The sequence below is a fragment of the Lysobacter sp. TY2-98 genome (genome assembly GCF_003367355.1).
GTDB lineage: Bacteria > Pseudomonadota > Gammaproteobacteria > Xanthomonadales > Xanthomonadaceae > Cognatilysobacter.
This window is the reverse complement of the sequence record NZ_CP031413.1, coordinates 1,567,643-1,582,606: the sequence shown is the minus strand read 5'-3', so window position 1 is coordinate 1,582,606 and position 14,964 is coordinate 1,567,643. Positions and strand designations below refer to the sequence as shown.

Below are 14,964 nucleotides of genomic sequence, written 5' to 3'. Positions count from 1 at the left end.
CGTCTCAGGCGGCGAGGCTGGTGTCGGTCCAGCGGTTGCTGCGCTCGTATCGCCCGTTGCCGAGCAGGCGCAGGTCGATGCGTGCACACGGCGCGCCCTGGGCGAGTCCGCTGAAGCGCACGTCGATGCCGACCTTCAGCGCGGCGACGCCGTCCGCATCGGGCGCGTCGTCGATGCGGGCGACGACGTCGACGCCGTAACCGAGTTGCGTCGGCGTGCCGGCCGTGATCGACACGTTGCCGATGGAGCCGTCGGCTTCGCTGCGGTAGCGCACGACCAGCGGGAGCGGCGCGGCCTGGCCTTCGAGTGCGGGCCATTCGCCGAGGTCGATCACCACGTCGGTCGCCTGCAATGAGGACACGGACGGCGCGGGCGTCTGCGGCGCCTTGCGACCTTCAAGCTGGTCCAAAGCCCAGCGGCTCGCACCTGCGCTTCCGCGCACGGTGCTCATGCGCGTGCCGGGCACGCGCGTCGGTTCGATCGGTTGCGGGCCATCGTCGGAGAGCGAGCGCCCCAGCGGTGCCGCGGCCAGGCGGTACGTCGCCTTGCGGACGCCCAGCGACTGCGCCTGCGCGGCGGTCGCCGGCAGATGCAGGATGCGCCAGTTGCCGTAGTCGGGCTCGGCCATGTTGCCGAAGTCGGCGGCGAACGCGTCGAACGACATCCAGCCTTCGTGGCCGCGATTCGGCGGGTTGAACGCGACGGGATCGTTGTCGAACGCGGTCGTCGTGTCCCAGGGATTGAGGACGTACAGCTCGGTCGCTGCGGCATCGTTGAGATCGCCGCGGATGCCGGAGACGACCACCGCATGCGGTGCGCCGACGATCACCACCCACAACGGGCCGAAGTCGCGCAGCCACTGCGCCCACTGCATGGGGGTGTGGTACAGGCTCGCGTTCGAGGGTTGGTCGATGACGCGGAAGCCGTAGTGGTCGCGCACGCGTTCGAGCTGGTCCCAGGCATACGACGTCGACAGCGAACCGCCGGCTTCGCGTACGAAGGCTTCCGGATCGAACGACGCATCGCTGCGGAACGACTTCAGCATCGCCATCGAGGCGGCCCAGCAGGCGTTCTTGTCGGGCTGCGGCACCAGCGCGACACGGTGTTCGACGCCGTCGCCCGACAGCGCCTGCGCGCCGCGATACGCGAACGTGGTGGCGCGACCCTCGATCCAGTCCATCTTCACCGGGGTCACGAAGCAGGCGCGGTTGACGCTGGTGCCACCCGTGCCCGGGTCGATCGGCCCGCGCGTGACGTGCACGCCGCAGACGAAGGCTTCGAGCCCGTTGCCCACATCGCGCACGGTGTAGACGGGCGAGCCGCTGGCACCTGCGACCGCGAGGATGTCGTAGTCGATGGTGTCGGGTGTGGCCTGGCCCTGCGCGTGACCGCCGTGCAGGTGCTGCTTGTTGCGATCGGCCACAGGGCCCAGGTCGCGGTGCAGGTTGGAGCTCGACGAGTAACCGCAGACCGCGAGCGGCATCGCGCTCGACGGCGTCGCGTTGAGGAACTGGAAGAACGCGCCGTTGGGCGCCGCGATCGGTGCGTTGTCGATGACTGCGAGGTCGTTGTCCCAGTTACCGTCGCCCGTGTACCGCGGAGCCACGCGCCATTGCGATGAATCGATCGTCGCTTCGCCGAACGGTGCGGTTCCTGCGCCGTTGCGGCCCGGCACGATCTGCACCGTGCTCATGCCGTGCAGGTTGTGCGCACAGGTCAGGATCCTGTTGCGACCGATATAGAAGCCGGTGCCGGTGTAGGCCGTGCCGTCCGGCGCCGTCATGCGCAGGTAGCAGATCGCGGAATGCGGGAACGCGGACGTGTCTTCGACGCCGACGTACCACTCCTCGCGCTGCTGGCTGAATGCGTCGCTGGTGCACTGCAGGGCGGACCCGGGGTTCGACGGGTCGTAGTACGGCGTCAGCAGTTCCTGCGCGCGCACCGGTGAGTACGACGCGGTGCGCGCACGTGGCGGCGCGGTGCGTGCACCGAGCGACGCCGCGATGGTGTCGACGCCGACGCCGAGAAAGCGCAGCTCGTCCTGCCAGCCGCGCAGCGTGTGTGCAGCGTGCTCTTCGATCAGCGTCTCGAGCGACGGCTGCAGCGGCATGTTGACGACCATCGTCTGGCCGTACTTCGCCAGGATCAGGCCGCGGAGCAGCGACGAGGCGAGGTCGCGGTACGCGCGGCGGATCGACGTCATTGCTGCGGACAGATCGCTCTGCGGGCGGTCGAAGTCGGGCGTCGCGGCCTGCACGACACCCTGGACGATCAGCTGGACGATCGTCACCGCATCGCCGAGGCCCGGGATGAGGCTGGCGAACGTGCCGCCCATGCCGATCATGGAGTTCATGTTGTCCCACTGCCGGCGATGCGCCGCGATGCGCTCCGCGACATCCGCGTGTGCCAGTTGCGTGGCCGCGTCGATCCACGCCAGGAACATGCCGATGCGACGGCTGATCGCCGGCAGCGCGGTCGGCACGGTGAACTCGCGTGTCGGCGCAGGCGCCTGGCTCGGGTCGAGGATCAGCGTGGCGTACGGCGCCGGTGGCATGCGGTCGGCGACGAGGTCGAGCACCTGCATCGCGACGGCGGTCGCGAGCGACAGCAGGTCGCGCTGCAGCAGCATGCGGTCGGTCGAATCCTGCAGGTCGCGACCGAGGCGATCGAGGATGTCGTGGCGCGTGCGGGCGCGCGCACGTGCGTCCGCGTCCTCGGCGGGGGCGTATTGCGTCGGATCCGGCGCGGGTGCGCCGGAGGCACCGTCGGCCAGGCGCTGGTTGTATTCGCTCGTGAACAGCTGCACGTACTGGCCGGGATCGCTGAGGCCCGACGGCCACGTGAACTGCGCGGGATTCGCGCTGGCCGCGCGAACCGGGGCGCGGCTGCGCAGCCCCTGCGACGTCGCCGGCACCGCGCCCGTCGAGCTGTTCTGCGCGAGCGCCTGCGCGGCGAGTTGCACGCACTGCATGTAGGTGTCCCAGTCCCAGTACGACGACGGGCAGTCGTGCTGGTCGGACGGCGTCGCCTCGCTGTGGCCGACGATGTGTTCGCGGTCGAGTGGGATGCCGTACTGCGACGCGAGCCATGCAACGAGATGTGCCGACGCCTGGTACTGCTCCATGGTCGGCGGCAGGTCGCGACGGTTCAGCCGGTACGGCTTGTTGGCGTTGTGCTCGATGCCGATGCTGCGGCTGTTCGCGCTCGATGCGTGGTACGCGGTGTCGGCATTGCGAACCATCTGCACGACTTCGCCGTCGCGGCCGACGATGTAGTGCGCGCTGCTCGGGCCAGCCTGCTTGCCGGTGGTCGGATCGCGGCGTTCGCCATCCTGGAACCAGCTGATCGTGCCGTTGATGTTCGGCCCGCCCGCGGTGATGTGGATGACGATGCGGTCGATCACCGCACCGGGGCGACGCCCGACGCGGAAGTTGCGCGAATGCGCCGGTACGAAGCGGCTCGCGCCGGGATAGTCGGGCGCGGGAACGCTCATGGTGCGCGTACGCGCACGCACGCCCTGCGATTCGGCGAATTCCGGTTCGACCGGCTCGCCGACCAGGCTGTAGCGGTCGGCTTCGTCGTACGAAGCGTCGTCGCCGGCACTGTCGTCGGAGAACGCGCGCGCACCAAGCGAGAACGTGAGCGACTGGCTCCACGCGGCGGCCTGCTGCCGGATCCACGCAAGCTTGGCCGGCGTGATGCGGCAGCCCAGGTTTGTGGTGTCGCTCTGGCCGGCGACGTGCACGCCGACCATGTGCGTGCGCGGCGTGTCGCCGTTCTCGATGTAGTACACCGGCGAGCCGCTGGTGCCGCCGAGCGACTGCAGGTCGTAGTCGAACGTCTCGTCGCTCGGCAGCGAGCGGATGTAGCCGCCGTGCAGGTGCTGCTTGTCGGAGTCGATCGTTGCGTTGACGACGCTGTCGATGATGCCCTGCGGGTCGGAGTACGCGGCATAGCCGGAAACGACCACGCCTTCCGGGCGCGATTGCGTCAGCTCTTCGACCAGTTCGAAATAATTGGGTGATGCATTTGCCGATGGCACGCGAACGAGTGCCATGTCGAAGTCGCGGCTGCTCGACACGTACGACGGGTGCTTGACCATGTCCGCGGCGGTCACACGGAAGCGTCCAAACGGTTCGTTCGCAGTGCCGCTGCCCGCGCCGTTCTTGCCCGGCACGATGATCAGCTCGCTCTGGCCGTCGACGACATGCGCGGCGGTGAGCAGCAGGTTCGGTGCGATGAAGAACGCGGTGCCGTGCTGCGTGTCGCCGCCGTCGCCGGTGACGCGACGTGCCTGGCAGATCGCGCTGTGCGGCATCACCGTCGTGTTGTCGACGCCGGCCCACCACTGCACGCTCGCGGCGAAGAAACCGATCTGCGTGCGCAGGGCGTCCAGCCAGTCGCTGGGGTTGTAGTAGCTCGAGACCACGCGCATCGCGCGCACCGGCGGTGCCGATGGTGCGGGCGATGCACGGTGCGTCGCCGGCATCGGCCCGAAGCCGTCGTCGTAGCCGGCGCGATGCGGCGCCGCGCGGAGCTGAGCGGGCGGGCTGCGCGAATACGTTTGTCCCGCGCCGTTCGCGCGCAGACCTTGCGTGGTGGCGGCCGGCGCTGGCGTGTTGGAGGGCGCGGTGCCCGGCGTCGGGGCAGCGCTGGCAGCAGGCGGGAGAGGCGCAGTAGTGGACGCCGGCGCAGCAGGCGCGGGCGCGCCGGGCGTCGTGGCCGCGGAAGCGTTCTGCTTCCACAGCTCGTCCGAATAGCCGTCGTTGTACGGCGCCGGCGACGCGGTCGCCGCGGGGCTTCCGCTCTGCGGAGGCGAGACCGTCGGCGCATCCGGAAGCGCATCGCCACCCCATGTCGGCGTCGGTGAAGGCGCCCCGTAGCCGGAAGCGTTACCGCCGTTACCGTTGCGCAGGCCACGACGCAGGCCGCGCTCGGTGAGGCCGCGCAGGCTCACGTACATGTGGCCGCTGTCCGGGCGGCGCACCACGATCGGCTTGTTGCGATCGTTGCCGGCATACGCGGCAACACCGAAGTACAGCCGTGGCTGACCGACGAAGCGCGCCACCACGGCCGGCGGGACGAGGTAGGTGGCGTCGCTGCGTGGACGCGCGCCCTGCAGCGGGCTGGCGAAGAAGTTGCCCGCCGTACGGCGCGTGCGGTTCTCGGGCTTGAAGAGTTCCGGGTCGGTCGCCAGGCCGATCTCGTAGAGCGGCTGGTCGACGTTCACGGTGAACCCGAGCACGCTGAAGCGATCGTCGATCGATTCGCGGTTGGCACGGATGCGGGTCATGACGAACTCCTGGCTTGCAGGGCGACAGGGGAGGGCGCGGGCGCGTCGTGGGTCACTGCGCCGTCGGCGGACGGAATGGGAATGGCGACCGGTGCGGCCTGCGGCGGGTCGTCGAGCGCGGAGGAGATGCGCTCCCAGAAGCGCTGCTGCGCGTCGATGCCGATGCCTTCCAGATGTGGGCGGACGAACTCGAGCACCGCATCGAGATTGCGGAAGAAGGCGCGCTGCCCGCTCTGGATGTGCTCCACCGAGCCGCGCCATTCGGTAAGCGTGGCGTCACCGTCGCCGCGTTCGCACCACACGCGGACGATGAAAACGGCAGTGCGGTCTTCGAGGAGGGCCATCGCGGAACTCCGCCAGCGTGTCGAGCCGACGCTGCGCCGCGGGCATCACCGATGGATCACGGCTGGATCACGCGTGGATCACGCGGATGGGCGATGCGTGTGATGCGGCCGTAATGTCGGCAAGCATCGCTTGCGCCGGTGGCGCGATGAAGTGCGACGCAGCGCGTTGCAGGCAGATCGCTGCGGAGTCAGCCGGCCGGAAGCGGCGTCAGCCTGCCGTTGCGCCGAATCGCCATCGAGCGCGCGCAAAGCGAGGCATCGGCCCGAAGGTCGACGCCGCTGGCGCTGTGTGGGAGTCGGTCACTACGCGGCACTGTGGCCGCGCGGTCTGGCCGGTCAGTTCAGCAGCCGCAGGCTCAACTGCAGCTGGGCGTCCGCGGCGGCCAGGTGCGCGCGCGCGCCGTGGAGCAGGTCGAGCGGCTCCATGCCGGCGTCGCGCGATGTCGGATCGATCGCGAAAGGCTTCGTCATTGGCGGCAGCGCGATGTCGGTCGCGCGCCGACGCTCGCCGGAGGCCGGCGCATCCCCGCCCGCGTGCAGGCCGACCGCGCTGTCGGCAATGCGCCGATACAACGCCTGCGTTTCGCGCATGGGCTGGATCGCGAGTTCGCGGCGCAGCAGTTCGCGACAATGCTCGAACTGGCGCAGCGCGAGCGCGCGCTGCCCGCTGGCGACGAACAGTTGCATGAGGTCGCGATGCACGTCTTCGCGTAGCGGGTCGTGGTCGAGGATGCGCTGCGCATGGCCGATGCCGTCCAGATACTGGCGACGGATCGTCGCGATCTGCATCAGCCGGTACAGCGCGTTGAGGAAGTTGCGCCGATAGCGCTCGCGCGCACGCAGCGCCCAGTCGTCGGAGAGTTCGATCAGCAGGTCGGCCTTGTACAGCCGCACGCCGCGTTCGAGCGCGTCGACGTCCTCGTCGGTCAATCGCTCGACGGGCCGCGCGAGGCGCGGTTCCACCAGGTCGTCGAACTCGGCGACGTCCAGCCACACGTCCGCCTGCGGACACAGCGCGATGCCGCCGCGGCGGTCGGTGGTGATGAGCCCGGGCTGCGCCAGCGGGGGTGCCTCCAGCAGGCGGCGCAGCCGCCACAGCGCGGTGTTGAACGAGCCGGCGGTCGCGCTGGCGCCGGGATCAGGCCAGAGGCTGGCGAGCAGTTCCGACCGACTGAAGCTTCGGCCGTGGCCCAGCGCAAGGTAGGCGAGCAGGCTGGCGCTCCGGCCGGCCACCGCCACTTCGGGTGCGCTCTCCGGTCCCGTGGCCAGCGCCATGGACCCGAACAGGGAAATACGCAGCATCGGCGTGCCCTCTGCCATCACCGGCATCCTGCCGGGGCGGTCGGCGCCCCCGGGTGCGCCGCTGTCGTAGGACGCGATCAACGCACTCCGCCCGCAGCGAAGCAACCGGCCGTGCGGGCAAGTCGTCCTGACGAGGGCGACCGGTCGCGACCATGACCGCGTGCACCGACGAGTGGACAGCGGGGCTGGACCGCGTCGCGACAGAATCGCTGGCAGGACAGTTGCACGCGCCCGACGCCTTCGCGACGGCGGTGCACGTCCCGCCGTCGTTCCCACGAGTCGTCCCGCGAGCCCCGCCATGACCTCGTTGCCCCAGCGCATCCGCCGTGCCCGCACGGCTGCCGGCCTCTCCCAGAGCACGTTGGCCGCGCGCATCGGCATCAAGCGCAGCGCGGTCACCCAGTGGGAGCATCCGCAGGGCACGCATCCCAGCGTCGAACACCTGATCCGCATCGCGATCGAAACCGGCACCGGTTTCGAATGGCTCGCGACCGGCCGCGGACCCAGCGAACTCGACGCGCTCGACGCGACGCCGGCGTTATTGGTCGACGACTACGCCGGCGACGAGTTCGAGGCGCAGGCGCTAGGCCATCTGCGCCGCATGCCGCCAGCGAAGAAGCGCATGGCGGTGGCGATCCTGGAGACGATCGGTCGCTGAGTGCGGTCGCGGCGTCGCTGCGCGGTTCAGCGCGTGCGATAGGCGTGCACGTCGCTGCTGCCACCCGCTAGCTCGCGCTCGACCCCGAGCAACGTCAGCTCATCGCTCGCCGCGCACAGCATGCGGCCCTCGATGTTGCGCAGTTCGCCCAGTGCTTCGCGCCATCCGCGAACGGCGGCGCCGATGGGCGCGTGCGCGCGACACAGGCGCATCACTTCGTCGAACTGGATCGGTGGAATCCGCGCGAGGTCGCGCTCCAGTCGCGTCCGCGTGGCGCCGGCCAACGCGGCCGTGCCGAGCATGAAGATCGCGATGAGGACGCCGATGGTCACGTCGGCCACGTGGTCCGGATGCGCAAGGCACACCGCCACGAGGGCACCGCACACACCGCCCAGCGCCAGCACCTGCGCGCCGCATCGAATCCAGCGACGGCGGCGCACGAGCGCGGTGGGAAGAGGTTGATAGGCGAGGACGTCGCGGACGATGCGTTCGCGGCGCGCAGTAAAGTCAGCGTCGACCATGCGGGCATTGTGGCGGCATCCGCGCGCGAACTCTCGAGCCGCGACACCCCGGTGCATGCCGTGTTCAGCCGTCGCCGGCAATGGTGCGAACGTTCACACACCCCTCCTCGCCATCTTCCCGGCCCGCATTTCGTCGGGAACCCGCCAGCCATCGAGGCCTCGCGATCGTGACCTTTGGGGGCTTGGCGTCCGCCGCGCCCGCCGCCAAAGTTTCCGCTTTCCTCTTTCCCCCCCGGAGTGTCCATGGGCCGCCTCGCGTCCTCCCTGCGCCTTGCGCTCGTTTCCGCCGGCCTCGTGCTCTCCACCGGTGGCGCCGTCGCCGCGGGCACGTCGCAGGACTTCCTCGCCGCGCACCTCGATACGTCGGTCGATCCGGGCGTGGACTTCTTCCAATACGCGAACGGCGGCTGGCTGAAGGCGCATCCGATCCCGAAGTCCGAGTCGAGCTGGGGCATTGGCAACGAGGTCGACGACGAACTGTATGCGCGCCTGCGCACGATCAGCGAGTCCGCGGCGAAGACCGGTGGCGACGCCGGCAGCGACACGCAGAAGATCGGCGACTTCTGGGCGACGGCGATGGATACGGCGAAGGCCGACCAGCTGGGCGTCCGCCCGCTGGACACCGAACTCGCACGCATCGACGCGATCCGCTCGTCGAAGGACGTGCTCGACACCGTGTTCGCGTTCAAGCCGATCGGCGTGAGCAGCCTGTTCCGCGTGGGCATCAGCCAGGACGACAAGGACAGCGCGACAATGGCGGTGCGCGTCAGCCAGGGCGGCCTCGGCCTGCCGGAGCGCGACTTCTATTTCAATCCCGAAGCCGGCGTCGCAAAGTTGCGCACTGCCTACGTCGCGCACATCGCACGCAGCTTCGAACTGCTCGGCCGCAAGCCCAACGATGCGAAGGCGGCTGCCGAAAAGGTGATGGCGTTCGAAACGGCGCTCGCAAAGGCTTCGCGCAAGCTCGAGGATCTGCGCGACCCCGAGAAGAACTACAACAAGATGTCTCCGGCGGAGTTGACGGCCAAATACACGCCGTCGATCGACTGGACCGCGCGCCTGGCCGCGTGGAACCTGAAACCCTCGTACGTGATCGTCGGCCAGCCTGAGTTCTTCGCTGCGGAAGAGAAGCTGCTGCGCGCAACGCCGGTGCCGGTGCTGCAGGACTACCTGCGCTACCACCTGGTCGATTCGTACGCGGAGTACCTGTCGACCGCGTTCGACACCGAATACTTCGATTTCCACGGCCGCGCGATGTCGGGCCAGCAGGAACAGCGTCCGCGCTGGAAGCGCGTGCTCGACGAAGAGAACGATGCGATGGGCATGGTGCTCGGCCGCATCTTCGTCGGTGAATACTTTCCGGCGACGTCGAAGCAGCGTTACGCCGCGATGGTCGAAGCGATCCGCGACACGTACCGCGCGCGCATCGAGCGTCTCGACTGGATGGGCGCGGACACCAAGACCAAGGCGCTGGCAAAGCTCGCATCGATCACGCCGAAGGTCGGCTATCCCGATCACTGGAAGGACTACTCCGCGCTGGTCGTCGGTCGCGAGTCGTATGCGGCGAACGTGATGAATGCGCAGCGCTGGCAGTTCCAGGACAACCTGTCGAAATTCGGCAAGCCGGTCGACCGCACCGAGTGGGACATGACCCCGCAGACGTACAACGCGTACTACAACCCGTCCAACAACGAGATCGTGCTGCCGGCTGCGATCTTCATGGTGCCGGGCGTGCCCGATGCCGAGGTCGATGATGCCGTCGCGTACGGCTACGTTGCCGCGAGCACGATCGGGCACGAGATCACCCACGGTTTCGACGACGAAGGTCGCCAGTTCGACGCCAAGGGCAACCTGTCGGGCTGGTGGACCGCCGAGGACGCCGCGCGCTTCACCACCGCCGCGCAGAAGATGGTCGACCAGTTCAACGCCTACGAACCGCTGCCCGGCCTGCACATCAACGGCAAGGCGAGCCTGGGCGAGAACATCGCCGACTACGGCGGCGTACTGCTGGGCCTTGAAGCCTTCCAGAAGACCGCGCAGTACAAGGAAGGCAAGAGCATGGGCGGACTGACGCCGACGCAGCGCTACTTCCTGGGCTATGCGCTGGGCTGGATGAGCCAGCAGCGCGAGGAGAAGTTGCGTCAGCGCCTCCTGTCCGACGTGCATGCGCCGGCCAAGTGGCGCGTGCTGGGCCCGATGTCGAACATCCCCGAGTTCTACGACGCCTTCCACGTGAAGCCGGGCCAGCCGATGTGGCGTGAACCGGCGGATCGCGTGCGGATCTGGTGATCGCTGTCGTTTGACGGCCGGTGTCGGGACGGAGCGCCGTCCCGACACGGGCAGGCGGTCGGAACGCGGTCACGTTCGGGCGGTCTGGAACGTCCTGGAGGGATTCGAGGAGATCGCCATGGACCGCGCGACACAGCTTTTCCAGCACCATCGGCCCCGCCTGTTCGGCCTGGCCTATCGCATGCTCGGCACGCCCGCTGACGCCGAGGACGTGCTGCACGACGCGTGGCTGCGGCTGCATGCGCAGGGCGTCGAGTCGCTCGACGATCCGGAGGCGTGGCTGGTCACCGTGATCACGCGCCTCGCGCTGGATCGCCTGCGTCGCGCGAAGTCCGACCGCGAGCACTACACCGGGCCGTGGCTGCCCGAACCGCTGGCGCCGGAGACGGATCAGCCCGAGGCCGAGCACGAACGCAGCGAGACGCTCACGCTCTCCTTCCTGCTGCTGCTCGAACGCCTGAGCCCGGAGGAACGCGCGGCGTTCCTGCTGCACGAGGTGTTCGACTACAGCCACGCCGAGGCTGCGCGCATCTTGGACATCGCGGATGACGCCTGCCGGCAGCGCGTGCATCGCGCGAGGACGCGCCTGCGCGAGGGGCGCCCGCGGTTCAACGTCGATGCCGCCGCCCAGCGCCGTCTGCTCGAACGCTTCGTCGCCGCGATGGCGCAGCCGACGTTCGACACGCTGCGTGCGCTGTTCGCCGAGGACGCCATTCACATCAGCGACGGCGGCGGCCTTGCCCAAGCGACGCTGCATCCGCTGCACGGCGCAGAGCGTCTCGCGCGGCTATATCTTCAGCTCGGGCGCCACCTGCTGCAGGCGAAAGTGCGCTACGAGCTCACGACGCTCAACGGCGAGCCGGCGCTGCTCATGCACGAAGACGGCGGCCTGGCGACGGCCATGTGGATCGAGTCCGACGGCGAGCGCATCACCGCGATCCATGCGCTGCGGCATCCGCACAAGCTCGCGCGCCTCGCGCCTGTCACGAATCCGCCGTCTGCAGCGTCCTTGTAGGGAAGGGCGGCCACTCCGGTCGCCTCACCGCAAGGAGTCCGTCGTGAACCGTTTTTCCATCCAGCGCCATTACCCCGCCATGCAGCCGCTGGTGACGCTCGGTCAGCGTATCCACGAGGCCGGCCGCCTCGAATCTGCATTGATCGAGCTCGTGCTGATGCGCGTGTCCCAGATCAACGGCTGCGCGTTCTGCCTGGACATGCACAGCAAGGACGCACGCGCCGCCGGCGAGACCGAGCAGCGCCTGTACCTGCTGCCAGCTTGGCGTGAGACCACGCTCTACAGCGAGCGCGAGCGCATCGCCTTCGCCTGGGCCGAGGAACTCACCGAGCTGCCGTCGCACGAGTCCGTTTCGGACGCTCTGTACGCAAAGGCGCGCGAGCACTTCGACGAAGACGCGCTGGTCGACCTCACCCTGCTGGTCGTCGCGATCAACAGCTGGAACCGCATCAACATCGCGGCGCGCACGATCGGCGGCAACTACAAGCCAGTGGCGCGCAAGGCGGAGACGGCGACGGCCTAGCGGCGCTCCGTGCAGATCGGACGCGCGGCCGTCTGTTCGCTTGTCGAGGCGCTTGACGCGATCCGACACCCGGCGCAGCGTGCAGCCGGACCGATGAGAGCGGGAGGGCGGATGCAGGAACCGGAACGCCGCGATGCCGCATCCGACAAGCCCTTCGTCGTGCCCTGTCGAACGCTGCCGTGGACAGCGCCGTTCGACTGGCTGGCGGCCGGATGGCGAGACCTGCGCCGTGCACCGGCGCTGACGTTCGGCTTCGGCCTGGTGCTCGTCGTGATCAGTGCCGGCATCGCGGCGCTCGCGTGGTGGCTGGGACGATTCGCCCTGCTCGCGGCGCTGCTGTCGGGCTTCGTGTTCGTCGCGCCGCTGCTCGGGGCCGCGCTCTACGACGTCAGCCGCACGCTCGAACGCGGTGGCATGCCGCGGACGACCGCCTGCATCGCACGGGCGCGGCGCATCGTCGGACAGGCGGCGGTATTCGCGATCGTGCAGATGGTCGTGCTGCTGCTGTGGTCACGGGCCGGCATGATGATCAACGCGTTCGTGACGGTCGAGGACGGCAGCCTGCATTCGCTGCTCGAATTCATCGCGATCGACTCGGTCATCGGCTCGGTGTTCGCAGCGATCACGTTCGCCGCGAGCGCGTTCTCACTGCCGATGGTGGCCGATCGCGACGTCGACATGATCACCGCCCTGGTGTCGAGCGTGAACGCCGTGCTGCGCAACAAGCCGGCCTGCGCGACGTGGGCGGCGCTGATCGTTGCATTGACGGCGCTCGGCTTTGCGACCGCGTTCGTCGGCCTCGCGCTGGTGATGCCGTGGCTCGCCTACGCGGCCTGGCACGGTTATCGGGCCATCCTCGATCCGCGCGACTGGCCGCTGCTCGATTGAGCGCGCGGCTTACGCGCCGACGCCGTGCGGCTGGATGTAACCCGTACCGATGCCGGCGCAGATCAGGAGGATCAGTACTACCGAAAGCACGATGCGCTTGGTCAGTGCATCGACGGTGCGCTTGCTCGTGCCTTTGTCCGCGAGCATGTAGTAGAGGCCGGCGCCCAGGTTGTAGGTGATGAGCGCGAGGAAGCCGAGGACGAACAGGGTCTTCATGAAGCCACCTCGGGAAAGTGCGTCACGGGCGTCGTCTCGGACGCGCGCCGTGCATGCGGTCGCACGATGAGCGAGCGACGCAGGAAGAATGCGGATGTCATGGACGCCAGGAAGACGCCGTAGCAGACGGACGTCGCCAGCACCTGCTTCCAGATCGCGCCGGCGTGCGGATCGGCGTTGAGGTAGCCCCACTGCATCGCCATGATCGACAGCAGTGTGGTGACGACCAGTGCGACCACGTCGAACGTCCAGCGCACGAGCGAGCGCGGCTGCCGCGGGAAGAACCAGTACAGGCCCACGAGGATCGCGTACCAGGGCAGGAACAGGATCAGGGCGAGATTGAGTTGGACGTCGGCATTCATGGTGGCGCTCGGCAAAGCGTTTTCGACGGGTGCTAGCCTAGGCCGACCGGATCAGTTTTTTCAGAAGCAGATTCGGTTGAAAAAACCGGATCAGATCGCTCCGGTCCCGCCTGCGCACCTCATCGGGCCCGTCATGAAGCGCTACGAAGCCCTCGCCGCCGACATCGCCGCGTCCATCCAGAACGGCCTGCTGAAGCCGGGGGACCGGTTGCCGTCCGTGCGGCAGGCCAGCGCGACCCGGCAGGTGAGCCCGGCCACGGTGTTCGAGGCCTATTACCTGCTCGAAGCGCAGGGGCTGATCCAGTCACGGCCGCGCTCGGGCTACTACGTCGCCGCGAAGGGACGGCAACTCCCGCTCGAACCGGAGGCGGCGTCGACGCCCGACAGCCAGGCGCGGCCCGTCGAGATCAGCGCGATGGTGTTCGAGATCCTGCGTTCGGCGATGTCGCGCGATGTCGTGCCGCTGGGGTCGGCGTTCCCGAGCCCGCTGCTTTTCCCGCTCGAAAAGCTGGGCCGCGTGCTCGCAAATTCGGCAACGCACATGGACCCGTGGAGCACCGTCGACGAACTCACGCCCGGCAGCCTGCAGCTGCGACGGCAGATCGCGCTGCGCTACCTGCTCGACGGCGTGCAGGTGAGCCCGGACGACATCATCGTCACCAACGGCGCGATGGAAGCGCTGAACCTCTGCCTGTCCGCGGTGTGCAGGCCGGGCGATGCCGTCGTGGTGGAGTCGCCCTGCTTCTACGTCTGCCTGCAGGCGCTGGAGCGGCTGGGCCTGCATGCGATCGAAGTCGCGACCGATCCACGCGAAGGCATCGACCTCGCAGCGCTCGAAACCGCACTCGTCCGGCACCGGCCCAAGGCGTGCTGGGTGATGACGAACTTCCAGAACCCGCTCGGCAGCGCGATGCCCGACGACAAGAAGCGCGCGCTGGTCGAGCTGATCACGCGTCACCAGGTGCCACTGATCGAGGACGACGTCTACAACGAACTCTATTTCGGCAGCCGACGCCCCGCGCTCACCAAGTCGTTCGACACCGAGGGCTGGGTGCTGCACTGCAGCTCATTCTCCAAGACGTTGGCACCGGGCTATCGCGTCGGCTGGGTGGCGCCCGGACGCTTCGTAGCGCCCGTCGCGCAGAACAAGCTCACCGCGTCGCTGGCGACGTCGATTCCGGTGCAGTTGGGACTCGCCCGTTATCTCGAACGCGGCAGCTACGCGCGTTACCTGCGTCAGCTGCGCACGACGCTCGAAGCGCAACGCGACGAGTACATCGCGGCGATTGCCGAAAGTTTTCCGGCGGGGACACGCGTCAGCCGCCCCTATGGCGGATATTTCCTCTGGGTCGAGCTACCCGCGGATGTCGACGCACTGCAGCTGCGCCAACATGCGACGACGGCCGGCATCAGCCTTGCGCCCGGTCCGATGTTCTCGGCGTCCGGTGATTTCCGGAACTTCCTGCGCGTGAACTTCGGTCACCCGCTGAGCACGCGCGCGCTGGCGGCGATCCGGCAGGTGGGGCGGCTCGCGCGCCAGCGCTGACGCGCCG

12 protein-coding genes are annotated in these 14,964 nt (G+C 68.6%); 6 read left to right on the top strand and 6 right to left on the bottom strand.

What is annotated here, in order from left to right; all coding sequences use genetic code 11:
- Positions 1-4: 4 nt before the first annotated feature.
- The 3 genes from DWG18_RS07520 to DWG18_RS07510 form a co-directional block, all read right to left on the bottom strand.
- Positions 5-5,293 carry an N-acetylmuramoyl-L-alanine amidase gene (locus DWG18_RS07520; RefSeq protein ID WP_115646630.1) on the bottom strand — a complete coding sequence of 1,763 codons (5,289 nt, stop codon included), beginning with the start codon at positions 5,291-5,293 and terminating at the stop codon, positions 5-7.
- Positions 5,290-5,637, bottom strand: coding sequence for a hypothetical protein (locus DWG18_RS07515; RefSeq protein WP_115646629.1), 348 nt, complete (start codon positions 5,635-5,637; stop codon positions 5,290-5,292). The genes DWG18_RS07520 and DWG18_RS07515 overlap by 4 nt, the downstream gene beginning before the upstream one ends.
- Before the next feature lie 336 nt (positions 5,638-5,973).
- The gene (locus DWG18_RS07510; RefSeq protein ID WP_115648091.1) at positions 5,974-6,939 is read right to left on the bottom strand and encodes a BTAD domain-containing putative transcriptional regulator; all 966 of its coding nucleotides are present in this window, start codon (positions 6,937-6,939) and stop codon (positions 5,974-5,976) included.
- 298 nt (positions 6,940-7,237) lie between these two features.
- Between DWG18_RS07510 and DWG18_RS07505 the strand changes: the two genes are divergently transcribed.
- A complete protein-coding gene (locus DWG18_RS07505; protein ID WP_115646628.1) occupies positions 7,238-7,597 on the top strand; it encodes a helix-turn-helix transcriptional regulator in 360 nt (119 codons plus the stop codon).
- 26 nt (positions 7,598-7,623) lie between these two features.
- On the opposite strand, the gene DWG18_RS07500 is transcribed toward DWG18_RS07505, so the two are convergent.
- A complete protein-coding gene (locus DWG18_RS07500; protein ID WP_115646627.1) occupies positions 7,624-8,118 on the bottom strand; it encodes a hypothetical protein in 495 nt (164 codons plus the stop codon).
- 243 nt (positions 8,119-8,361) lie between these two features.
- Between DWG18_RS07500 and DWG18_RS07495 the strand changes: the two genes are divergently transcribed.
- The 4 genes from DWG18_RS07495 (at position 8,362) to DWG18_RS07480 (ending at position 12,833) form a co-directional block, all read left to right on the top strand.
- Positions 8,362-10,407 (top strand): M13 family metallopeptidase, encoded by a 2,046-nt coding sequence (locus DWG18_RS07495; protein ID WP_115646626.1) that lies wholly within the window; start codon positions 8,362-8,364, stop codon positions 10,405-10,407.
- A gap of 118 nt (positions 10,408-10,525) precedes the next feature.
- The gene (sigJ, locus tag DWG18_RS07490) at positions 10,526-11,422 is read left to right on the top strand and encodes an RNA polymerase sigma factor SigJ (RefSeq protein WP_115646625.1); all 897 of its coding nucleotides are present in this window, start codon (positions 10,526-10,528) and stop codon (positions 11,420-11,422) included.
- Between the two features lie 43 nt (positions 11,423-11,465).
- Complete coding sequence (locus DWG18_RS07485; protein WP_115646624.1) at positions 11,466-11,945, top strand: carboxymuconolactone decarboxylase family protein; 480 nt, start codon at positions 11,466-11,468, stop codon at positions 11,943-11,945.
- Between the two features lie 111 nt (positions 11,946-12,056).
- Positions 12,057-12,833 carry a DUF2189 domain-containing protein gene (locus DWG18_RS07480; RefSeq protein ID WP_162823752.1) on the top strand — a complete coding sequence of 259 codons (777 nt, stop codon included), beginning with the start codon at positions 12,057-12,059 and terminating at the stop codon, positions 12,831-12,833.
- A 9-nt stretch (positions 12,834-12,842) separates the two neighbouring features.
- On the opposite strand, the gene DWG18_RS07475 is transcribed toward DWG18_RS07480, so the two are convergent.
- Positions 12,843-13,049, bottom strand: coding sequence for a twin transmembrane helix small protein (locus tag DWG18_RS07475; protein WP_115646622.1), 207 nt, complete (start codon positions 13,047-13,049; stop codon positions 12,843-12,845).
- Positions 13,046-13,411 (bottom strand): hypothetical protein, encoded by a 366-nt coding sequence (locus DWG18_RS07470; RefSeq protein WP_115646621.1) that lies wholly within the window; start codon positions 13,409-13,411, stop codon positions 13,046-13,048. Before DWG18_RS07470 ends, DWG18_RS07475 begins: the two co-directional genes overlap by 4 nt.
- A 133-nt stretch (positions 13,412-13,544) precedes the next feature.
- On the opposite strand from DWG18_RS07470, the gene DWG18_RS07465 reads away from it, so the two are divergent.
- Positions 13,545-14,957: a PLP-dependent aminotransferase family protein gene (locus DWG18_RS07465; protein WP_115646620.1), complete on the top strand. Its 1,413-nt coding sequence runs from the start codon at positions 13,545-13,547 to the stop codon at positions 14,955-14,957.
- The last annotated feature ends 7 nt before the right edge of the window (positions 14,958-14,964 follow it).